The 20,124-nt window shown below is 63.7% G+C and carries 18 protein-coding genes; 12 read left to right on the top strand and 6 right to left on the bottom strand.

What is annotated here, in order from left to right; all coding sequences use genetic code 11:
• Positions 1-41: 41 nt before the first annotated feature.
• The 8 genes from murJ (at position 42) to AC1RTB_RS07565 (ending at position 7,830) form a co-directional block, all read left to right on the top strand.
• Positions 42-1,640: a murein biosynthesis integral membrane protein MurJ gene (gene murJ, locus AC1RTB_RS07530; protein WP_492876168.1), complete on the top strand. Its 1,599-nt coding sequence runs from the start codon at positions 42-44 to the stop codon at positions 1,638-1,640.
• Between the two features lie 134 nt (positions 1,641-1,774).
• A complete protein-coding gene (locus AC1RTB_RS07535; protein WP_492876170.1) occupies positions 1,775-2,956 on the top strand; it encodes an acyltransferase family protein in 1,182 nt (393 codons plus the stop codon).
• Positions 2,957-3,100: 144 nt separating this feature from the next.
• Entirely contained in the window at positions 3,101-3,643 is a 543-nt protein-coding gene (locus tag AC1RTB_RS07540; protein WP_492876171.1) for a dTDP-4-dehydrorhamnose 3,5-epimerase family protein, read from the top strand.
• Entirely contained in the window at positions 3,636-4,559 is a 924-nt protein-coding gene (locus tag AC1RTB_RS07545; protein WP_492876173.1) for a Gfo/Idh/MocA family protein, read from the top strand. Before AC1RTB_RS07540 ends, AC1RTB_RS07545 begins: the two co-directional genes overlap by 8 nt.
• A 26-nt stretch (positions 4,560-4,585) precedes the next feature.
• Positions 4,586-5,416 (top strand): glycosyltransferase family 2 protein, encoded by an 831-nt coding sequence (locus AC1RTB_RS07550; protein ID WP_492876175.1) that lies wholly within the window; start codon positions 4,586-4,588, stop codon positions 5,414-5,416.
• An 81-nt stretch (positions 5,417-5,497) separates the two neighbouring features.
• Positions 5,498-6,565, top strand: coding sequence for a tryptophan--tRNA ligase (gene trpS / locus AC1RTB_RS07555; protein ID WP_492876176.1), 1,068 nt, complete (start codon positions 5,498-5,500; stop codon positions 6,563-6,565).
• Positions 6,566-6,647: 82 nt separating this feature from the next.
• Positions 6,648-7,139 (top strand): universal stress protein, encoded by a 492-nt coding sequence (locus tag AC1RTB_RS07560; protein WP_492876178.1) that lies wholly within the window; start codon positions 6,648-6,650, stop codon positions 7,137-7,139.
• Between the two features lie 118 nt (positions 7,140-7,257).
• Entirely contained in the window at positions 7,258-7,830 is a 573-nt protein-coding gene (locus AC1RTB_RS07565) for a NifU family protein (RefSeq protein ID WP_109578126.1), read from the top strand.
• A 111-nt stretch (positions 7,831-7,941) separates the two neighbouring features.
• Here AC1RTB_RS07565 and AC1RTB_RS07570 read toward each other — a convergent pair whose 3' ends face one another.
• Complete coding sequence (locus AC1RTB_RS07570) at positions 7,942-8,562, bottom strand: L,D-transpeptidase (protein ID WP_492876180.1); 621 nt, start codon at positions 8,560-8,562, stop codon at positions 7,942-7,944.
• Positions 8,563-8,833: 271 nt separating this feature from the next.
• Here AC1RTB_RS07570 and AC1RTB_RS07575 point away from each other — a divergent pair, with 271 nt between their 5' ends.
• On the top strand, positions 8,834-9,334 hold the full coding sequence (locus AC1RTB_RS07575; protein WP_492876182.1) for an MmcB family DNA repair protein: 501 nt from the start codon (positions 8,834-8,836) through the stop codon (positions 9,332-9,334).
• A gap of 139 nt (positions 9,335-9,473) precedes the next feature.
• On the opposite strand, the gene AC1RTB_RS07580 is transcribed toward AC1RTB_RS07575, so the two are convergent.
• From AC1RTB_RS07580 to hrpB, 3 genes are all read right to left on the bottom strand, one after another.
• Complete coding sequence (locus AC1RTB_RS07580; protein WP_492876184.1) at positions 9,474-10,034, bottom strand: ActR/PrrA/RegA family redox response regulator transcription factor; 561 nt, start codon at positions 10,032-10,034, stop codon at positions 9,474-9,476.
• Positions 10,035-10,147: 113 nt separating this feature from the next.
• The gene (locus AC1RTB_RS07585; RefSeq protein ID WP_492876186.1) at positions 10,148-11,473 is read right to left on the bottom strand and encodes an ActS/PrrB/RegB family redox-sensitive histidine kinase; all 1,326 of its coding nucleotides are present in this window, start codon (positions 11,471-11,473) and stop codon (positions 10,148-10,150) included.
• 39 nt (positions 11,474-11,512) lie between these two features.
• On the bottom strand, positions 11,513-14,101 hold the full coding sequence (gene hrpB, locus AC1RTB_RS07590; protein ID WP_492876187.1) for an ATP-dependent helicase HrpB: 2,589 nt from the start codon (positions 14,099-14,101) through the stop codon (positions 11,513-11,515).
• A gap of 230 nt (positions 14,102-14,331) precedes the next feature.
• Here hrpB and AC1RTB_RS07595 point away from each other — a divergent pair, with 230 nt between their 5' ends.
• The gene (locus tag AC1RTB_RS07595) at positions 14,332-15,045 is read left to right on the top strand and encodes a hypothetical protein (protein ID WP_492876188.1); all 714 of its coding nucleotides are present in this window, start codon (positions 14,332-14,334) and stop codon (positions 15,043-15,045) included.
• Positions 15,046-15,056: 11 nt separating this feature from the next.
• On the opposite strand, the gene AC1RTB_RS07600 is transcribed toward AC1RTB_RS07595, so the two are convergent.
• Both AC1RTB_RS07600 and AC1RTB_RS07605 read right to left on the bottom strand, forming a co-directional pair.
• Positions 15,057-15,719 carry a hypothetical protein gene (locus AC1RTB_RS07600; RefSeq protein WP_492876190.1) on the bottom strand — a complete coding sequence of 221 codons (663 nt, stop codon included), beginning with the start codon at positions 15,717-15,719 and terminating at the stop codon, positions 15,057-15,059.
• 85 nt (positions 15,720-15,804) lie between these two features.
• Entirely contained in the window at positions 15,805-16,914 is a 1,110-nt protein-coding gene (locus AC1RTB_RS07605; protein ID WP_492876191.1) for a Gfo/Idh/MocA family protein, read from the bottom strand.
• A gap of 160 nt (positions 16,915-17,074) precedes the next feature.
• On the opposite strand from AC1RTB_RS07605, the gene AC1RTB_RS07610 reads away from it, so the two are divergent.
• Together AC1RTB_RS07610 and ilvD are read left to right on the top strand one after the other, a co-directional pair.
• The gene (locus tag AC1RTB_RS07610) at positions 17,075-17,932 is read left to right on the top strand and encodes a MurR/RpiR family transcriptional regulator (RefSeq protein WP_492876367.1); all 858 of its coding nucleotides are present in this window, start codon (positions 17,075-17,077) and stop codon (positions 17,930-17,932) included.
• A 141-nt stretch (positions 17,933-18,073) separates the two neighbouring features.
• A complete protein-coding gene (gene ilvD, locus AC1RTB_RS07615) occupies positions 18,074-19,915 on the top strand; it encodes a dihydroxy-acid dehydratase (protein WP_492876193.1) in 1,842 nt (613 codons plus the stop codon).
• Positions 19,916-20,124: the final 209 nt, after the last annotated feature.

A 20,124-nucleotide genomic window follows, 5' to 3' on the forward strand; every position in this document is an offset into this window, starting at 1 on the left:
GCCATTGTCCCGCCCAAATCCGCAAGGCATCGTCGCACCCCATGTCACTGATCAAGAAATTCGCGACCGTTGCGTCGGGCACGCTGATGAGCCGCGTGCTGGGTTTTGCGCGCGAGATGCTGATGGCGGCAGCGCTTGGCACCGGGCCGGTGGCCGACGCCTTTTATGCCGCGTTCCAGTTTCCCAACACCTTCCGTAGGCTGTTTGCCGAAGGCGCGTTCAACGCCGCCTTCGTGCCCTTGTTCGCCAAAGAGATCGAGGCCAACGGCGTCGAGGGCGCCAAGCGCTTTTCGGAGGAAGTGTTCGGCGTCCTGTTTTCGGCACTTCTGGTGCTGACCATTGCCATGGAACTGGCGATGCCGCTGATCGTGCGCTTCATCGTGGCCCCCGGTTTCATCGACAACCCGGAGAAATACGACCTGACGGTGGCGCTGGCGACCATCATGTTCCCCTATCTCATCTGCATGTCGCTGGCGGCAATGATGAGCGGCATGCTGAATTCGCTGCGCCGCTATTTCGCGGCGGCGATCGCGCCGGTTTTCCTCAACATCATCCTCGTCGGCGTACTGGCCAATGCCTGGTATCGCGGCCATGACGGGCTGGCGGTGGGCTATGCACTCGCCTGGGGCGTGCTGGCGGCAGGGCTCGTGCAGCTCGTCATCGTCTGGATCGCGGTGCGCCATGCCGGCATATCGATCGGTTTCCGCCGGCCCAAGCTGACGCCGAACGTCAAGCGCCTTTTATGGCTCGCGCTGCCGGCGGCGATCACCGGTGGCATCACCCAGATCAACACGCTGATCGGCACGGCCATTGCCTCGGGGCAGGAAAGTGCCGTGTCCTCGCTCAACCTCGCCGACCGGGTCTATCAGCTGCCGCTCGGCGTTGTCGGTGTCGCTGTCGCCATCGTCTTGTTGCCGGAACTGTCGCGGGCGCTGAAGTCGGGCAATCTCATCGAGGCCGCCAATCTGCAGAACCGCTCGGTCGAGTTCACCTTGTTCCTGACCTTGCCGGCGGCAGCGGCGCTGCTGGTCATCTCCGAGCCGATCGTGCGCGTGCTCTACGAACGCGGCGCGTTCGCCGCCTCCAACAGCACGCCCGTGGTGTCGGCGATCCTTGCCATATTCGGCCTTGGCCTGCCGGCCTTCGTGCTGATCAAGGCATTCACGCCGGGCTTCTTCGCCCGCGAGGACACGCGCACGCCGATGTACTTCGCCGCCATATCCGTGGCGGTCAACATTTCGGTGGCGCTGACGCTGTTTCCCTCCTGGGGTGCGCCCGGCATTGCCGCCGCATCAGCGATCGCCGGCTGGGTCAACGCGGCGATGCTGCTGGGAACCTTGATCTGGCGCGGACAGTGGGACCGCGATGCCGCCCTTTTGAAGCGCATCCCGCGCCTCGTCATCGCCGCCGCCGTCATGGCAGCAGGCCTGTGGTTCGCCGCCCGCGAGGCCGAGCAGTGGCTCGGTTCGGCGGCACCGTTTTACACCCAGGCCGCAGCGCTTGCCGTTCTGGTGACCGGTGCGATGATCGTCTATTTCGCCATCGCCTTCGGCATCGGCGGCGCGGACACCGGCATGATCAGGCGCAACATCAAGCGCAACCGTGCGAACGCCGCAGCCACGGCTGTCGAACCCGATTGAATTGCCCCGCCTTGCTTTGGCTGATTTCTTAAGATTTCACAGTCAATAAGTTCGACGGGTGCAATATTGGCCTATGATCAGCTTCAGTTGAGCATAGTGCAGGGGAACGGGGTGCGGACCCGGTGCAGCAGAACATGAGGCTTCACTACATCGACTGGCTGCGGGTCTCAGCCTTTGCCATCCTGATCGTCTATCACTCTTCGGTCGCCTTCTTTCCCGACCTGTCCTGGCTGATCAGCAGCCCGGAACGCAGCCCAGAGCTCTCGCTGGTGATGATGTTTCCACGCGCCTGGCGGCTGGCGCTTTTGTTTTTCGTCTCCGGCATGGGCACCTGGTTCGCCTTCCGCTCGGAAACCGGGCTCGCCTTCCTGCGCGGGCGTTTTATCAGGCTGTTCCTGCCGCTGATCTTCGCCATGTGCGTGATCATCGTGCCGCAGGTCTGGTACGAGCGCCTGCTTGAGGGCCGCTTCGACGGCTCGCTGATGGAATTCTGGGTGTTCAACTACTTCACCGAGGGCCGCTACCCCACCGGCAATTTCTCCTGGGCGCATATGTGGTTCGTCGCCTACCTGCTGGTCATGACGGCGGTATGCTACCCGGTCTTCCTGGCGATGATCGACCCCAGGATGCGCGCGGTGACGGACTGGTTCGAGCGCACGGCGCGTTCGCCCGCCATCTATCTGCTCGTTTTATTGCCGCTTGTGCTGCATCTCGCGCTGTCGCCGATTTTCCCGCGCCAGACCAACGTGCTCTACAATGACGGCGCCTGGTTTGCCGCTTATGCCAGCTGGTTCGGCCTCGGCTTCCTCATCGCCAAGCACCATCAGGCGGTGATCGGCGGGATCATTGGCCGGCGCTGGTGGAGTGCTGTGGCAGCTGCCGTTCTCACGGCCGGTCTCTACCGCTATGCCTGGGTCGACGAGGTCAACGGCATCGGCGGCGAGCATGGCGGCATGTCGATGACGCTCTACAAGACGCTGTCGTTTACACTCGCCTGGTGCGTGATCCTGACCGCTGTGGGCTTTGCAGCCCGCTACGCCAATCGCCCGAGCAAGGCGCTTACCTGGCTCAACGCCAAGATCTTCCCGCTCTACATCGCCCACCAGACGTTCGTCGTGATGGCGCTGTATTACGTGCTGCCTCTGTCCCTGCCCCTGATGGCCAAGTTCGCACTGGTCGTCGCCGTCACGACTTTCTGGTCGCTGGTCTTCGCCGTCCTCGCCGACATGCTGCCCGCGCCTTACCGGACGCTGGTGGGCCTGCCGGACAGGAAGAAACTACGGGCTGCAAGCCAGCAGGCAGCGGCACAGGTCTAGAACCTTGCTCGACCTGACGCCCAAGCAAGCGTTGCCTACTTTAGCGTTGCCTTCGGCATCGACTAGACAGATACAGGGCCAACGTTGCGAGGCGCGGCGGGGAATGGGATTGCGCCCAGGCGCAATTGGGGAAGGACATACACGATGAGACTACCGCTGGGATGCGTCATTCGCGACCTGACGACGCATAGCGACCAACGCGGCGATCTGACGGAAATCTTCCGGCAGAATTGGGATGCAGGCATCGAACCGGTGCAGTGGAACTTCGTGCGCAGTCAAGCCAACGTGATGCGCGGCGTGCATGTCCATGTCGTCCATTCCGATTACCTTGTCTGCCTGGATGGTACCTTGGTGCTTGCCCTTGCGGATATCCGGCCGGAATCGCCAACGCATGGCATGGCAACGACGGTGACGCTCAAAGGATCGAAGATGCAGGCGGCGCTCATCCCGCCAGGCGTTGCGCATGGCTTCCATTTCCCGGAGGCTTCCAGCCTGTGCTATTCGGTCTCGCACTACTGGAACACGCTAGACGAGATTGGTTGCCGCTGGGACGACCCCTCGCTAGGCCTTGATTGGCAGGTTTGCGATCCAGCACTTTCACCTCGCGATACGACCGCGGGCAGTGCCGCAGAGATGACGCGGCAATACCTTGCGGCGCGCGAGCAGCTGAGGGCTGGCCGTGACTGACACGCCGCATGTCGGACTGATCGGCTGTGGTGGCTGGGGCAAGCTGATCCTGCGCGACCTGAAGGCGCTGGGCGCACGGGTTACATGCGTGGCACCGGGCGAAAAATCGCGGACCAACGCCAAGGCAAACGGCGCCGACGCGATCGTCTCGACGCTGGCCGAACTTCCCGAGGTCGAGGGCGCCGTCGTCGCCACGTCAAGCGACAGCCATGGCGAGGTTTTGCTTGGCCTTTTGCCGCGCAACATTCCGCTGTTCGTCGAAAAGCCGCTGACCTCCGATCTTGCAACCGCCGAGCTGCTTGCCAAGACGGCTCCCAGTCGTATCTTTGTGATGGACAAATGGCGCTATCACGGCGGCATCGAGCGCATCGCGCAATACGCGAAGAGCGGCGAAATCGGCGATGTTCTGGGATTGAGACTCTACAGGCTCGGCTGGTCGATGACCCATAACGAGATCGACCCGATCTGGAACCTGTTGCCGCATGACCTGTCGATCTGCCTGCACATTTTAGGCGATGTGCCGCCGGTCGAAACGGCATTCGCCGACAGTCTCGGCCCGGCCTCGAGCGGTCTCGTGGCCTTGCTCGGTCGTCCTGGCGGACCGCGTGTGGTCATCGAAACCTCGGCTCATCATCCCGTCAATCGCCGGTCGGTGATCCTGGCCTGCAGCGGCGGCACGGTGACGCTGAACGCGAGCCTCGACGAGCACCTGATCCTTCGGCAAGGCAGTCCGGACAATCTCGATGCTCCCGAGATCAAGGTGCCGTTCGAAAACGACATGCCGCTGAAGGCCGAACTTGCGGTGTTCCTGCGCCATCTGCGCGGCGGGCCAGCGCCGATGAGCTCGGTTGCCGAAGGCGCCCTGATCGTCGAGCGGATCTGCGAAATCCGGCGCAAGGCGGGGCTGCCGGCGTGAGGTGGAAGCCATCTGCGACCATCCTGATGCCGACGCACGATCATGCGCATCTGATCGGCTATTCGCTGCGTTGCGTCCAGGAGCAGACATATACCAATTTCGAACTGTTCGTGATCGGCGACGGTGCGTCGGCGGAAACGCGGGATATCGTCGAGGCCGTTGCGCGAAAAGACCGGCGTATCCGCTATTTCGATTTCCCGAAGGGACAACGCCACGGCGAGGCGCACAGGCATCTCGCTTTGCAGCAAGCGCGCGGCGAGATCGTCGCTTATTGCGGCGACGACGATCTTTGGTTGCGCAATCACCTCGCGAGGCTGGCCAAGCTGCTCAAGGAATGTGATTTCGGGCACATGGTGCAGATCAATGTGCATGACCGAAACGAGTTTGTCGTTTATGGCGGAAGCTTCGCCGAACCCGACTGCTGGCGCAAGGTGCGGGACGGCGAGACCGGCTTTTTCGGACTGACGGTCGGTGGCCACCGGATGAGTGCGTATCGCGCACTGCCCACAGGCTGGAGTCCGGCGCCGCCGGATATTCCCACCGACCAGTTCATGTGGCGGAAGTTCCTGCGCCAGCCCGGTTTGCGTTTCGGCACCGGCCTGGAGGCCACGTCAATCCACATCGCATCGCCATTGCGGACGAACTGGACGGCCGAGCAGCGGGTCGCCGAGCTGCGCGACCTGTTCGAACGCCGCGACACCCCAGAGCTGCGCACAGAACTCGAAGACGCCATCGGCAAGGCACACGAAGGATGGACGGCGCCCGCCGCCGAACCCGCGCTGCGACGCCTCGCCGGCGCAATGATGCAGCGGAGCATGAAGATCGCGAGAGGGGTGCGGTACTGGCGACCCTCTTGATCGGGCCCACGCCATCGTTCATAAGCGCCACTCGAATTTCGCCGCGCGCGAAACGGCCCTCCACAAGCCACGGGATCAATCATGACCGCCTTCAAACCGCTTATCTTCTCCGGCGTCCAGCCAACCGGAAATCTCCATCTCGGCAACTATCTCGGCGCCATCCGCAAGTTCGTCGCCCTGCAGGAAACCAACGAGTGCATCTATTGCGTCGTCGACCTGCACTCGCTGACCGCCCAGCTCGTCCATGACGATCTTCAGGGACAGACGCGCTCGATCACCGCGGCCTTCCTGGCCGCCGGCATCGACCCGACCAAGCACATTGTCTTCAACCAGGCGCGCGTGCTGCAGCATGCCGAGCTTGCCTGGATCTTCAATTGCGTGGCGCGCATCGGTTGGATGAACCGGATGACGCAATTCAAGGACAAGGCCGGCAAGGACCGTGAGAACGCTTCGCTCGGCCTGCTCGCCTATCCGAGCCTGATGGCGGCCGACATCCTTGTCTACCGCGCCACCCATGTGCCTGTCGGCGACGACCAGAAGCAGCACCTGGAACTGACGCGCGACATTGCCCAGAAGTTCAACAACGACTTTTCCGCCCGTATCGCCGATCTCGGCATCGGCGTGGAGATGCAGGTGGGCGAAGAGACGGTCAACGGCTACTTCCCGATCACCGAGCCGATCATCGGCGGGCCTGCGGCGCGCATCATGTCGCTGCGCGACGGCTCGAAGAAGATGTCGAAGTCGGACCCCTCCGACCTGTCGCGCATCAACCTGACCGACGATGCCGACACGATCTCGAAGAAGATCCGCAAGGCCAAGACCGACCCTGCGCCGCTGCCGAGCGAGCTCGACGGCCTCAAGGAGCGTCCCGAGGCGGAAAACCTCGTCGGCATCTATGCCGGCCTTGCCGACATCTCCAAGGAAGAGGTGCTGCGCCAGTTTGCCGGCCAGCAATTCTCGGTGTTCAAGCCCGCGCTTGCCGACCTCGCTGTCGACAAGCTCGCGCCGATCGCCGGCGAGATGCGCCGCCTGATGGCCGATCCCGGCCATATCGACGCCGTGCTCCGCGACGGTGGCGACCGTGCGCGCGTCCTTGCCGAAGGCACCATGAAGGACGTACGCAACATCATCGGCCTGCTCGGCGACTGAAAAACATCGGCGCCAGGCTGCTTGCGGGCAGCCGGCGCCGGTGGCAGATTGAAGATCAAAACGTCGCGCAGCAGGGTAGGAAATGGTCTCCAAACGCCTCAGCAAGGAAGCCGGCCATCGGCGCAAATTCCTGGCGATCATCGACGATACGCCGGAATGCGAACGGGCCGTCGCCTACGCTTCCAAGCGCGCCAGGAGCACAAGCGGCGTTCTGGTGCTGCTCTACGTCATCGAGCCCGACGACTTCCAGCATTGGCTGGGCGTCGAAAAGATCATGCGCGAGGAAGCGACCGCCACCGCCAATGCCGCACTCGACACGCATGCGTCCAAGGTGCGCGAGACACTGGGCATCGAGCCCGAACTGGTGGTGCGCGAAGGCCGCCCGGCCGACGAAATCCACAAGCTGATTGAAGACGACCAGGATATCGCTATCCTGGTGCTGGCCGCAGGTGCCGGCAAGGAAGGCCCTGGGCCGCTGGTCGCCTCGATCGCCGGCAAGGGTGCCGCCTTCCCGATCCCGGTGACGGTGGTGCCGCAGAACCTGTCCGACGAAGAAATCGACAGCCTGGCCTGACGCGCAGGCGCAACATATTGGCGCGGAGGCGCGCCAGCGGCTTGAATGTCGGCCGTGTAAAGCCTAATTAGAACTATTCCAAACTGACAACCCGCGCGCGCGGGCACGGAGACACGTCATGTTCATCCAGACCGAAGCGACCCCCAATCCGGCGACGCTGAAGTTCCTGCCGGGCAAGGAGGTTTTGCTCGAAGGCACGGCCGATTTCCGCGATGCCGACAGCGCGCGTGCGGCGTCGCCGCTTGCCGGGCGGCTGTTCGACATTCCGGGCGTCACCGGCGTGTTCTTCGGCTACGACTTCATCACCGTTTCCAAGGACGGCCCGGACTGGCAGCACCTGAAGCCGGCGATCCTCGGCTCGATCATGGAACACTTCATGTCGGGCGCGCCTGTCATGGCCGGCCAGGCTGCCGGTGGTGGCGGCCATCATGACGACCAGAACGAATTCTTCGACCAGGCCGACGCAGAGATCGTGGTTACGATCAAGGAACTGCTCGACACCCGCGTGCGCCCGGCTGTTGCCCAGGACGGCGGCGACATCACGTTCCGTGGCTACGAAAACGGCACCGTGTTCCTGCACATGAAGGGCGCTTGCGCCGGCTGCCCGTCGTCGACGGCAACCCTCAAGCACGGCATCCAGAACCTCCTGCGTCACTTCGTGCCAGAGGTGCAGCAGGTCGAACAGGTCTGAGACCTATTCGACAATTCCATTCCGCTGGCCAACGCCAGACAACAAAAAACCGGGCCAAAGTGCCCGGTTTTTCGTTTGCGACGTCCGTGTTGTTGCCTGGACGGTTCGCGCTTATTTCACAATGACCTTGGCGCCGACTTCGACGCGGTTGTAGAGGTCGATGATGTCCTGGTTCATCAGGCGGATGCAGCCCGACGACATCGCCTTGCCGATGGAGTTCCACTCCGGCGTGCCATGCAGCCGGTAGCCGGAATCGCCACCCTTGTTGAAGAGATAAAGCGCACGCGCGCCGAGCGGGTTCTTGAGGCCCGGCTCCATGCCCGAGGCATATTTGGTGAGCTCAGGCTGGCGCTGGATCATCTCGCGCGGCGGCGTCCAGGTCGGCCATTCGCGCTTGAGCGCGATGCGGGCGGTGCCCTGCCACTCGAAACCCTCGCGGCCGACGCCGATGCCGTAGCGCATCGCCTTGCCGTCCGGCTCGACGAGATAGAGGAACTTCTCGCCGGTATCGATGACGATCGTGCCCGGCTTCTGGTCGGTCTCGTAGCGCACCAGCTGACGATGGTATTTGCTCGGGACCTTGTTGATCGGAATTGTCGGCAACTGGTAGCCGGCATCGACGCGCCCGCCGTAGTCGTTGGAGAACATGCGCGAAACGCCGTCCGTCGAGCAGCCCGCGAGCGCTGTGGTGAGCGCCAGGGCGGCGACAATGGCAAACGACTTCAATCGCATATGCTGTTCCCAAGCCAGAGCGGTGGGCCGATTCGGCCTCATTTTCGCCACCTTCCTTAATGCCCCAGCGTTTTGCTTGCCAAGGGGATGGTGGGCACAAAACCACCCCTGCACCAACGTAGGTGCCTCGATATGGCATTTCGGCAACACGCATCGCGGGAAAGGCCAGGAAATTCAACGCGGAGCGGTAACGGATCCGTGAGCGGTAATGCGCCTGGAATAATCCAGCTGGCGGGTTCAAAACGTGAACAAATGATGCGATGATTGGTCCATGCCGATCATTTCACCACTTGCTTCAAATCCGCTCATCGATGGCCGCCAGTCCGAACGCGCCATGCTGGTGCGCCGCGGCGTGCAGCGCCTGCTCATGCAGATGGGCGCTCACGTGCTGCCCGAACTGTCGCTGGCCACCGGGCGGCGCGCCGACCTTGTGGCGCTGACGCGCCAGGGCGACATCTGGATCATCGAGATCAAATCATCGATCGAGGATTTCCGCGTCGACCGAAAGTGGCCTGATTACCGGCTGCATTCCGACCGCTTCTTCTTTGCCACCCATCCCGACGTGCCGGCCGAGATTTTTCCCGAGGAGTGCGGCTTCATCCTGTCGGACGGTTATGGCGCGGAGATCATGCGCGACGCACCCGAGCACCGCATGGTGGCGGCGACGCGCAAGGCGCTGATGCTGCGCATCGCGCGTGCGGGTGCCGCCCGCCTGCTTGCCGCCGAACTCGCCGGCGTTTCGGTGCCGGCGCTGGATGGGGAGAGTGAGTGAGGGAAGGGAGTAGGGAGTAGGGAGTAGGGAGTAGGGAGTAGGGAGTAGGGAGTAGGGAAAATTGGAAATGGCGCCTGCAGTTCAAGCGCCGCCCCACTACTCTCTACTCACTATTCGCTATTCGCTATTCGCTATTGCCCTACCTCGGCGCCCGCTTGGCGAGAATGCGCTGCAGGGTGCGGCGGTGCATGTTGAGACGGCGCGCGGTCTCCGACACGTTGCGCTCGCACATTTCGTAGACGCGCTGGATATGCTCCCAGCGGACGCGATCGGCCGACATCGGGTTTTCCGGCGGCGCGGCGCGCTCGCCCGCGGCATTGGTGAGCGCGGCATAGACGTCGTCGGCATCCGCAGGCTTGGACAGATAGTCGATGGCACCGAGCTTCACGGCGGTGACGGCGGTGGCGATGTTGCCATAGCCGGTCAGGATGACGGTGCGGGTGTCTTCGCGGCGCTCGCGGATGGCCGACACGACATCGAGGCCGTTGCCGTCGCCAAGCCGCATGTCGACCACGGCGTAAGCGGGCGGGTTGGCGCGCACCTTGGCGACGGCTTCCTCGACGCTCTCGGCGGTGTCGACGACAAAGCCGCGGCTTTCCATGGCGCGTGCCAGGCGTGTTACGAATGGCTTGTCGTCATCGACAAGCAACAATGAATGGTCTTCGCCCGGCAACCCGGCCGCAATGTCCTGGGTGGTCATCGCCTTTTATCCTTTTTGTCGTCGATCCCAGTCGTTCTTATGGTTTTACAAGCAGATATAGGTGCAAAGCCGCGATGTCCAATGGCAGACGCGTCGAACAGGCCGTTCAAGGCTCAGGCGGAGTCGAACATCGTCGACCCGGCCGGCAACGGACTGAGGAAGGCGGCGCGCGGCCACGAGATTTCGACCACGGCCCCCTCGCCCGGCCCGCTCGAATTGGTGAAGCTGATCTCGGCGCCCGAACGCTCGAGCAAGGTCTTGGCGATGAACAGGCCAAGACCCAAGCCGCCGCCGGGCTCGGCACCCTGGCGGGTCGACATGTAGGGCTCGCCGATGCGGTCGATGATGTCGGGCGGGAAGCCAGGGCCGTCGTCCATGATGGCGAAGCTGACGTCTTCGTCATCCCAGCTCCACCGGATCGTGACGTGGCTGCGGGCAAAGTCGACGGCGTTTTCGACAAGATTGCCGAGGCCGTAGATGACGCCCGGGTTGCGATGGCCGACAGGCTCGGGGCCGATGCGCTCGCCGGGGTCGAGCTTGATGGTGATGCCGAAGTCGCGGTGCGGGGCGATGACTTCCTCGACCAGCGAGGTCAGCGGCAGGCGGGCGAGATGCTGTTCGCCCTCCGACGACAGGCTGGTGAGGCGCTTCAGGATTTCGCGGCAGCGTTCGCTCTGGCTGCGCAGCAAGGTGACGTCCTCGCCATATTTCGGATCATTGCCGAGCGCGCGTTCCATCTCCTTGGCAACCAGCGTGATAGTGGCAAGCGGCGTACCCAATTCGTGGGCGGCGGCGGCGGCGAGACCATCGAGCGCCGACAGGTGCTGCTCGCGCTGGAGTACCAGTTCGGTGGCGGCCAGCGCATTTGCAAGCAAGCGTGCCTCGTCGGCGACGCGAAAGGCATACATGGCCGTGAAGGCGATGGAGCAGCACACCGCGATCCAGATGCCTGACGTGTAGATGAAGGGCATGGCAAGCTCGATGCCGTCATACCAGGGCAAAGGCAGGTGGAAGAAGGCCAGCAGGGTTACGATGACGATGACCAGGCCAGCAAGGATGGTGGTGAGGCGCAGCGGCAGCGATGTCGCCGAGATGACGACCGGCACCGTCATCAAAAGCGAAAACGGATTGGTCAACCCACCCGTCATGTAGAGCAGGCCGGCGAGCTGCAGGCTGTCGAAGGCCAGGATGCCCAGGGCAGCGAAGGGATTGAGCCGATGCGTGGCCGGATAGCGGAAGGCCAAAAACAGGTTGAGCCAGGCGGAACTGGCGATGAGGGCAAAACACAGGCTGACTGGCAGCGGGAATTCGAGCCAGTAGGCAACGAAGATGACAGTGATGCTCTGGCCGACGATCGCCAGCCAGCGCAGGCGGATCAGCGTGTTGAGGCGGAGCCTGTGGCTGTGCTGGAGATCGGGTGTGCGGGTCAGCGAATTCATCTGCGCTATATGCGCCGCAAGGCGCATCCGCGCCAAGGGCTAAGTTCCGCGCGGTTTGGCGCGGGCGGTTGCCTGGGCTTCCAGCGGATTGTCGGGCCAGACGTGGCGGGGGTAACGGCCGCGCATGTCGGAACGCACGTCGGCCCATGAACCGCGCCAGAAACCGGGCAGGTCGCGCGTCGTTTGGATCGGACGGTGCGCCGGCGACAAAAGTTCGAGCGTGAGCGGAACCGTGCCGCCGGCAATCGAGGGGTGCCTGTCCATGCCGAACAGCTCCTGCACGCGCACAGCCAGCACCGGCCACTCGCCATCGTAGCGGATCGGCACATGACTGCCCGACGGCGCTGTGAAATGGGTGGGGGCGAGCGTGCCGATCTTGCGCTGCAAATCGTGCGGGACGAGCGACATCAGGCCATCGTGAAGGGTGCCAGCGCCGATGCGGGCGAACGAGGCCTCGCCGCGCAGGAATGGCAGCAGCCAGTCTTCGAGGCGGTCGAGCAGGGCCTGGTTGGACATATCGGGCCACGGATCGCCGAGGCCGCGACGCAGCCACGACAGGCGCTGGCGCAAGGTCTCGGCCTCCTTGCCCCAGTCGAGCAGGTCGAGACCGTGGGCGCGCAACGCATCGAGGATGGCACGGTCGGCTTCCTCGCCCTTGGGTGCCGGCAGCATGCGTTCCGACAGAGTGACGGCGCCGATGCGGACGGTTTCGCGCACCCGCACCGAGCGCTTTTCCCTATCGAAGCTCGACTCGGTTTTCCGCTCCAGATGCGAAGCAAGGACGGTGCGGATGTCGGCCTCAGATACCGCAACAGCTGACGAAATGCGGGCGTTCTGCGCCTTGCCCTGAAGGTCGGCGACGACGAGATAGGGCTCGCCGGCCAGCGGATCGGCGGCGTCGACGGCGGCACCGCTGCCATTGGCCAGAACGAAGCGGCCGCGCTCGCCCCGCGCCTTGGCGACACGGTCGGGCCAGGCGAGGAGAAGAAGCGCGCCGGGTGTTGGCGAGTCATCTGCTACAGTTTCGCGGGCAGGCTTGTGCCGCCCCTCATCCCCTGCCGGACCTTCTCCCCGTAAGGACGGGGAGAAGGAGGCCGGCCGCGACGTAGACGCCCCCCTCTCCCCGTCCTTCACGGGGAGAGGGTGAGGGGCAGCTCTATCAGCCGCTCGCGCTAGCCTTTCCGCAAGCTGCCGCGCTGCGTTGGCGCGTGGCGAGCGCTCGTTGCGGAAGCGCTGCAGGCGGCGCTCCAAATCGGCGCTGTCGCCGCCAAGGCCGCGCTCGCTCATCAGCATGGCAAGCTGTGCCGCCTCAAGGGCCGCACCCTGACGGGCGGCTTCGGCGACCATGTGGGCGAGACGTACCGGCAGAGCGAGTTTTCTCATGGCCTGGCCGGAGGCCGTCAGGCGGCCGTCGGCGTCGATGGCGTCGAGCTCGACAAGCAGTGCTTTCGCCTCGGCCAATGCTGGTGCTGGCGGCGGGTCGAGGAAGGCGAGCGTGGTCGGGTCGGCGACACCGAAGGCGGCACAGTCGAGCAGGAAGCCAGACAGGTCGGCCTCAAGGATCTCGGGCGGCGAGAAGGCAGGCAGTGCCGCGGTCTGCTCGGCACGCCACAGGCGCACGGCAACGCCCGGGCTGGTACGGCCGGCGCGGCCGGCGCGCTGGTCGGCGGCGGCGCGCGAGGCACGCACGGTTTCAAGCCGGGTCAGACCGCTCGCCGGCTCGTATTTCGGCAGGCGCGACAGGCCGGAATCTACGACGACGCGGACACCGTCGATGGTGATCGAGGTCTCGGCGATGGAGGTGGCGAGCACGACCTTGCGGCGGCCGGCGGGCGCCGGCTTGATCGCGGCATCCTGGGCCTTGCCGTCGAGCATGCCGTAGAGAGGCACGATGTCGACATCAGTGCCGACGCGGCCGGCGAGGCGCTCAGCCGTGCGTTCGATCTCGCGCTGGCCGGGCAGGAAAGCGAGCACGCTGCCCGGCTCGTCGGCGAGGGCTGTGCGGATGGCCTTGGCCATGGCGTCCTCGATGGCAACGCCAGCCGGGCGTTCGTCATAACGGATGTCGACGGGAAAGCTGCGGCCCTGGCTTTCGACGACCTCGGCACCGTCGAGCAATCTTGAAACGCGCGCGCCGTCGAGGGTCGCCGACATCACCACCAGCCGGAGGTCAGGCCGCAACGCGCCTTGCACGTCAAGCGCCAATGCGAGGCCAAAATCGCCATCGAGCGAACGCTCATGGAACTCGTCGAACAGCACCGCGGCTGTGCCGGGCAGTTCGGGATCGTCGAGGATCATGCGGGCGAGAACGCCCTCGGTGACGACGAGGATTTTCGTCCGCGCGCTGACCTTGTTTTCCATGCGCATGGCGTAGCCGACGATACCGCCGGGTTCCTCGCCCAGCAGCGAGGCCATGCGGCGCGCGGCAGCGCGGGCGGCAAGCCGGCGCGGTTCGAGCAGGATGATCCTGCCGTCGCCGCGCCAGGGCGCGTCGAGCAGCGCCAAGGGAACGAGCGTCGTCTTGCCGGCACCGGGCGGGGCGACAAGCACAGCGCTGTTGCCGGACGCAAGGGCGTCGGCAAGTTGCGGCAGGACCGCCGTCACCGGCAGGTCGGGAAGCTTGGTCATGAAATCGTTCCGGCCCAGTCTCGCCGCGCGAACGGCATGGCCGGCAATATCAGGCGCGGCATGGACGAGGCAACAACCCTCAATACCAGGGAAGGCAGCCTTGGCGTGTCGGCGCCATTTCTTACGGTCCGTTGCCAGGATTGATCGATCCAGTGGCCGGCGGCCCTTTCCTTGCCCGAAACGGGCAATATGTGACGGCTCCCTGACAGTTTTGCGACAGGAGAGGGTCCATGGCGCAGATGGTGCATCCTTTGGTTGGTGACGTACCGGTGAGGTCTCGGCGGGGCGAACAGTTCCGGTTCCTTGCCTGTGCCCTGGCGCTGGTCGGGGCGGTCACCGTCGCCTCGGCACTGGCGGCAATCATTGCGCCCGGCATCCGCTCGCTGCTGTTGCGCGAGGACGGCATCGTCGAGACTGGAACTGTGGTTTTCCTGGCCGTCGCCGTGATGGGAGCGAGTGTCGCATCAGCGCTTCGCGGGGTGCGCGTGCCGCTGGTGCTGGCGGGCCTGATCGGGCTTGCCGAGCTTCTGGACGAAACCAGCTTCGGCTCGCGGTTGTTCGGGTTCCAGCCGCTGCCGCTTTATGGCGGCGGACAGCTCGACGGCTTCCACGATTTGCTGATCCTGGCCTATCGGCTGCTGCAAAGCGTCAGCCAAAACCTCGCCTGGCTGCTGGTTGGCCTGATGCTTGCCATGTCAGCGGGGCTGGTGCTGTTCGCCCTGCGCCAGATCGCGCGCAACATAAGCGGGGCAACGACATGGCTATCGGGCCATGCGCTGCTTTTCCTGCATGTCGGCTTCATCGGCCTGGCGCAGGTGATCGACATCGCCGCATCATCGCGCGCGTTCGCCGCCGTCGAGGAAGTGCTCGAACTCAACGCCGCGATCTTGCTGGCGTTTTATGTGATGCAGCAGGGCTGGGCGGCGGTTGGCCAGAGACGATAGAGAGGCGACACTCAACTCTTCAGGCGACAGTCAATATCTCCGAAGATGCAGGCCCCGCCCACACTGTTGGCTGAGCAATTTTGCAGGATTCCGTAGCTGTGGTTCTTGATGTCCATCAGATATGGCACGCAGCTTTTGAACGTCTCAGAACCGACAGCGTGCCAGAATGGTTGAAGCTGTCGTTTCAACACCTCTTCGCTATCAAGGCATTCCTTCATTTTTGTCACGCGGACTGTCTCGCCCAGACCATCTGGCAGGCCGGCCGAGCAATAGCCCGTGCTATTCAGAGAAGGAAAGGTTTTCAACTGCTCGACTGATATGGCTGGAAACCGGCATTCAAGCCGACCGTCCATGCAGGCTAAGCCAACTCCCTGCGCTGTGTAATGCCCTGTAGTGACATAAGTCTGATGACGTTCCTCTTTATAGAGCTGGGCAATGAGATATTGCTGCGACTCTGGTAAAGCCAAATGCCATAGAGGCTTGAGCTTGCGCTTGAGGGTAGCCTCGTCGAGGAGGCATTTTTCCTTCTCAGCCTGCTGTTCGGCCTTGTCGAGCATCTTCGACACGAGGTTTCGGCAGTACACCTCGGTATTTAGTTCCGGGAATGGAACGTCAGCTTTTGCGGCTGCGCACTGAACGTAGAGCAGCGTCAATACAACCAGAAGCGCGCGCATGAATCCCCCCAGCGACGCTGCAGCAGATCATTGCACGTGCGAGATGTCGAGAGAGACTGAACGACAGGCTGTAGCTCAATGAGCGCTACCTCACCCTCACCCACTTCTGTTCGTCAAACGACTGCGCCATGGCGTGCACGGTGCGTTCGATCTCCAGCCCCTCGTCGAAATCGATGACATGAGCCGGTTGGCCTGCGACGCTGGACAACAGTTCGCGGCACTCGATGGTCTTCAAATCGTTGAAGCCGAGACCGTGGCCTGGGGCGGGGATGAACTTGTCGTAGGGCGCATGCACGGGCGCGGCGAGGATGGTGCGAAAACCCTGCTCGGTGGCGCGGTCGGAGGTGACGTACAGCTGGATCTCGTTGAAGCGTTCCTGGTCGAAGACGATGGAACCCTTGGAGCCGAAGATCTGAATCTGGATGCGGCCCTTGCGGCCCCAGGCGGAGCGGTTGACCAGAAGCGTGCCGGAGACGCCGTTTTCGAGGTGGATCAGGCTCGAGGCGATGTCGTAGGTCTCGACCGCGCGGCGCCCGCCACCTGTGACCTGACGATCCGGATAGGGTTTGGCCATGTCGCACATGACGCGTTCCACGCGGCCGAACAGGGCTGCAATCAGCGACAGCGGGTGGACGGCGAAATCGTCGAGCGCGCCGTAGCCTGACGTCGCCTCATGCTTCCAGAAGAATGGCGCGTCGGGGTCGGCCATGAAGTCCTCGTCCATCTCGACACGGAGATGGTTGACCTCGCCGATGAGCTTTTCGTCGAGCAGCTTGCGGATGTGGCGGATGGCCGGGCTCTGGATATAGTTGTAGCCAAGCACGGCCACCTTGCCCGATTTGCGCGCGGCAGCCGCCATCGCCTCGGCCTCGGCGAGCGTCGGCGCCATCGGCTTTTCGCACCACAGATGCTTGCCGGCTTCGAGGATGGCGATGGCCATTTCGGGGTGGAACTGGTTGGGCGTGGTCAGCGAGACGACGTCGACCTCGGGATCGGCGATGACAGCGCGCCAGTCGCCGGAGGATTTTGCGAAACCGAGCTCGGTGGCGCGGCTCGCCGCGAGGTCGGCATTGGCTTCGCCGAGATGGACAAGCCGGACGCGCGGCACGTCGCCGAACACTGTGCTGACGGCGTTCCAGGCGAGCGCGTGGCACTTGCCCATGAAGCCGGTTCCGATAAGTCCTACACCTGTCACTTCACGCTCTCCCGGTTTATAGAAGTGGCATCGCCATCGACGGACTGAATAGTCGGATTTTGTCGAAAATGGAACATACAGTTCATTTTATTTGGACAGGCGGGCGTGGCAGCGATATGTTGCAATGGGCGGAGGCGGAATGGACCAGATGAACGAGACGATGTCGGAGGCGCTGCCGCGCGATTTCGAGGCCCTGCGGTCGTTGATCCTCGATCGCCGCCAGTCGCTGCCCAAGCGCATCGCGCAAGTGGCTGCCTATGCGCTCGACAATCCCGACGAGATCGCCTTCGGCACCGCCGCCAGCATCGCCACCTCGGCCGGCGTGCAGCCCTCGACGCTGATCCGCTTCGCCCAGCATCTCGGTTATGACGGCTTCACCTCCCTGCAGCAGGTTTTTCGCGAGCGCCTCAGGGAACGCACGACGTCTTACGAAGAGCGGCTGACCGTGGTGCGCGGCGACGCCGACGAAGGCACCTCCAACCGCCGCATCGTCGACGGTTTCCTGGCGGCAGCCAGCAAGTCGCTCGATGTGATGTCGCGCAACCTCGACGACGAGACCCTTGACCGCGCCATCGACATCCTCAACGGCGCCGAGACAATCTACATCCTCGCACGCCGCCGCTCCTATCCTGTCGCGAGCTACATCGCCTATGCGCTGGGCAAGCTCGGCGTGCGCAGCCAGCTGATCGAATCCGCTTCCGGCTTGAGCCCCGAGATCATCTCGTTTGCCTCCTCCAAAGACGCGGTGATCGCCATCAGCTTCTCGCCCTATGCCTCGGCGACTGTCGAGGAGGCGCGGACGCTCTCGGCCAACAACGTGCCTGTGATCGCCATCACCGACAGCGCGTTTTCGCCCTTGGCGCAGTTCGCCAAGGTGTGGTTCGAGGTCGCCGAAGCCGATTTCGGCGGCTTCCGCTCACTGGCCGCGACAATGGCGCTGGCGATGGGGCTGACGGTCGGTGTCGCTGAACTGAGGCGCGGCCGCAAGGGCAGGAAATCGGTCAGCTCCAAGGGCTGAACCATCATTTGAACTGCGCCCAGTGCATGGCAGCTGCCCGCTGTTGTCATGCCAGAATGGCCCTCAGGCGAAAAATAGTTGACGCAAGGGCGATAGTGGCTCAATTCCACTGTTAGCCATCTATTGTATGAGAGAGCCTCCATGCCTGTTTATCGTTCGCGCACCACCACACACGGCCGCAACATGGCGGGTGCCCGTGGCCTTTGGCGCGCCACCGGCATGAAAGACACTGATTTCGGCAAGCCGATTATCGCGGTGGTAAACTCCTTCACCCAGTTCGTGCCAGGACACGTCCACCTCAAGGATCTCGGCCAGCTGGTCGCCCGCGAGATCGAGGCCGCCGGCGGCGTGGCCAAAGAATTCAACACCATCGCCGTCGACGACGGCATCGCCATGGGCCATGACGGCATGCTGTATTCGCTGCCGAGCCGCGAGATCATCGCCGACAGCGTCGAATACATGGTCAACGCGCATTGCGCCGACGCCATGGTCTGCATCTCCAATTGCGACAAGATCACGCCCGGCATGCTGATGGCAGCCATGCGCCTCAACATCCCCGCCGTGTTCGTCTCAGGCGGCCCGATGGAAGCCGGCAAGGTGGTGCTCGGCGGCAAGAACGTGGCGCTCGATCTTGTCGACGCCATGGTGGCGGCCGCCGACGACAAGGTGTCGGACGAAGACGTCAAGATCATCGAACGCTCGGCCTGCCCAACCTGCGGCTCGTGCTCGGGCATGTTCACCGCCAATTCGATGAACTGCCTGACCGAGGCGCTCGGCCTGTCGCTGCCCGGCAACGGCTCGACGCTGGCGACGCATGCCGACCGCAAGCGCCTGTTTGTGGAGGCAGGTCACCTGATCGTCGACCTCGCCCAGCGCTACTACGAGCAGGACGACGAAAGCGTTTTGCCGCGCAACATTGCCTCCAAGGGCGCATTCGAAAACGCCATGGCGCTCGACATCGCCATGGGCGGGTCGACCAACACCGTGCTGCACATCCTGGCCACGGCGCATGAAGGCGAGATCGACTTCGACCAGGACGACATCGACGCCCTGTCGCGCAAGGTGCCGGTGCTGTGCAAGGTGGCGCCGGCCAAGGCCGACGTGCACATGGAAGACGTCCACCGCGCCGGCGGCATTTTCGCTATCCTTGGCCAGCTCGACAAGGCCGGACTGCTCAACCGTGACCTGCCGACCGTGCACACGGCGTCGATCGGCGAAGCCATCGATCATTGGGACACCTCGCGGACCAAAAGCCAGGCGGTGCGCGACTTCTACCTCGCCGCGCCCGGTGGCGTGCCGACGCAGACAGCTTTCAGCCAGGACCGGCGCTGGGACGAGCTCGACCTCGACCGCGAAAAGGGCGTCATCCGCTCGGCCGAGCATGCCTTCTCCAAGGATGGCGGCCTGGCCATTCTCAAGGGCAACATCGCGCCCGACGGCTGCGTGGTGAAGACCGCCGGCGTCGACGAGTCGATCCTGAAATTCTCCGGCCCCGCTCGCGTGTTCGAGAGCCAGGATGCCTCGGTGAAGGCCATCTTGAGCAACGAGATCAAGGCCGGCGACGTGGTGGTGATCCGCTACGAGGGCCCGAAGGGCGGCCCCGGCATGCAGGAGATGCTCTATCCGACCAGCTACCTGAAATCGAAGGGCCTGGGCAAAGCCTGCGCGCTGCTCACCGACGGCCGTTTCTCGGGCGGCACGTCCGGCCTGTCGATCGGCCACGTCTCGCCTGAGGCGGCAAATGGCGGCACGATCGGGCTGGTGCGCGAGGGCGACATCATCGACATCGACATCCCCAACCGCACCATCAGCCTGCACGTTGACGAAGCCGAACTGGCAAGCCGCCGTGCCGAGCAGGACGCCAAGGGCTGGAAGCCGGTCGAACTGCGCAAGCGCAAGGTGACCAAGGCGCTGAAGGCCTATGCCGCCTTCGCAACGTCCGCAGATCGCGGCGCGGTGCGCGATCTCGGCGATTTCGAATAGGATCAAGCAATCTTGAAATGACCAAGGGCCCGCACATGTGGGCCCTTATACATTGCGAGGCCGGTGCATTTTCTTTGCGGGATCAGAGAAGTTCCGCCATCCAGCGCCATGGTGTGGATCTTGTCGCCCATGATGGCCCTTGTAGGTGCTCCACCAAGTTGAGGGTCAACAACCCGCTCGCGCGAAATGGATTGCCCGGTTCGCCGAAC

It is taken from the genome of Aminobacter sp. GW821-FHT11F06 (assembly GCF_058808215.1).

What these genes read in the sequence shown, in the direction of transcription:
- murJ (WP_492876168.1), top strand. Translation starts at nt 42, where the DNA reads ATGTCACTGATCAAGAAATTCGCGACCGTTGCGTCGGGCACGCTGATG.
- AC1RTB_RS07550 (WP_492876175.1), top strand. Translation starts at nt 4,586, where the DNA reads ATGCCGACGCACGATCATGCGCATCTGATCGGCTATTCGCTGCGTTGC.
- AC1RTB_RS07610 (WP_492876367.1), top strand. Translation starts at nt 17,075, where the DNA reads ATGTCGGAGGCGCTGCCGCGCGATTTCGAGGCCCTGCGGTCGTTGATC.
- AC1RTB_RS07575 (WP_492876182.1), top strand. Translation starts at nt 8,834, where the DNA reads ATGCCGATCATTTCACCACTTGCTTCAAATCCGCTCATCGATGGCCGC.
- AC1RTB_RS07560 (WP_492876178.1), top strand. Translation starts at nt 6,648, where the DNA reads ATGGTCTCCAAACGCCTCAGCAAGGAAGCCGGCCATCGGCGCAAATTC.
- ilvD (WP_492876193.1), top strand. Translation starts at nt 18,074, where the DNA reads ATGCCTGTTTATCGTTCGCGCACCACCACACACGGCCGCAACATGGCG.
- AC1RTB_RS07565 (WP_109578126.1), top strand. Translation starts at nt 7,258, where the DNA reads ATGTTCATCCAGACCGAAGCGACCCCCAATCCGGCGACGCTGAAGTTC.
- hrpB (WP_492876187.1), bottom strand. Translation starts at nt 14,101, where the DNA reads ATGACCAAGCTTCCCGACCTGCCGGTGACGGCGGTCCTGCCGCAACTT.
- AC1RTB_RS07570 (WP_492876180.1), bottom strand. Translation starts at nt 8,562, where the DNA reads ATGCGATTGAAGTCGTTTGCCATTGTCGCCGCCCTGGCGCTCACCACA.
- AC1RTB_RS07580 (WP_492876184.1), bottom strand. Translation starts at nt 10,034, where the DNA reads ATGACCACCCAGGACATTGCGGCCGGGTTGCCGGGCGAAGACCATTCA.
- AC1RTB_RS07595 (WP_492876188.1), top strand. Translation starts at nt 14,332, where the DNA reads ATGGCGCAGATGGTGCATCCTTTGGTTGGTGACGTACCGGTGAGGTCT.
- AC1RTB_RS07585 (WP_492876186.1), bottom strand. Translation starts at nt 11,473, where the DNA reads ATGAATTCGCTGACCCGCACACCCGATCTCCAGCACAGCCACAGGCTC.
- trpS (WP_492876176.1), top strand. Translation starts at nt 5,498, where the DNA reads ATGACCGCCTTCAAACCGCTTATCTTCTCCGGCGTCCAGCCAACCGGA.
- AC1RTB_RS07540 (WP_492876171.1), top strand. Translation starts at nt 3,101, where the DNA reads ATGAGACTACCGCTGGGATGCGTCATTCGCGACCTGACGACGCATAGC.
- AC1RTB_RS07600 (WP_492876190.1), bottom strand. Translation starts at nt 15,719, where the DNA reads ATGCGCGCGCTTCTGGTTGTATTGACGCTGCTCTACGTTCAGTGCGCA.
- AC1RTB_RS07535 (WP_492876170.1), top strand. Translation starts at nt 1,775, where the DNA reads ATGAGGCTTCACTACATCGACTGGCTGCGGGTCTCAGCCTTTGCCATC.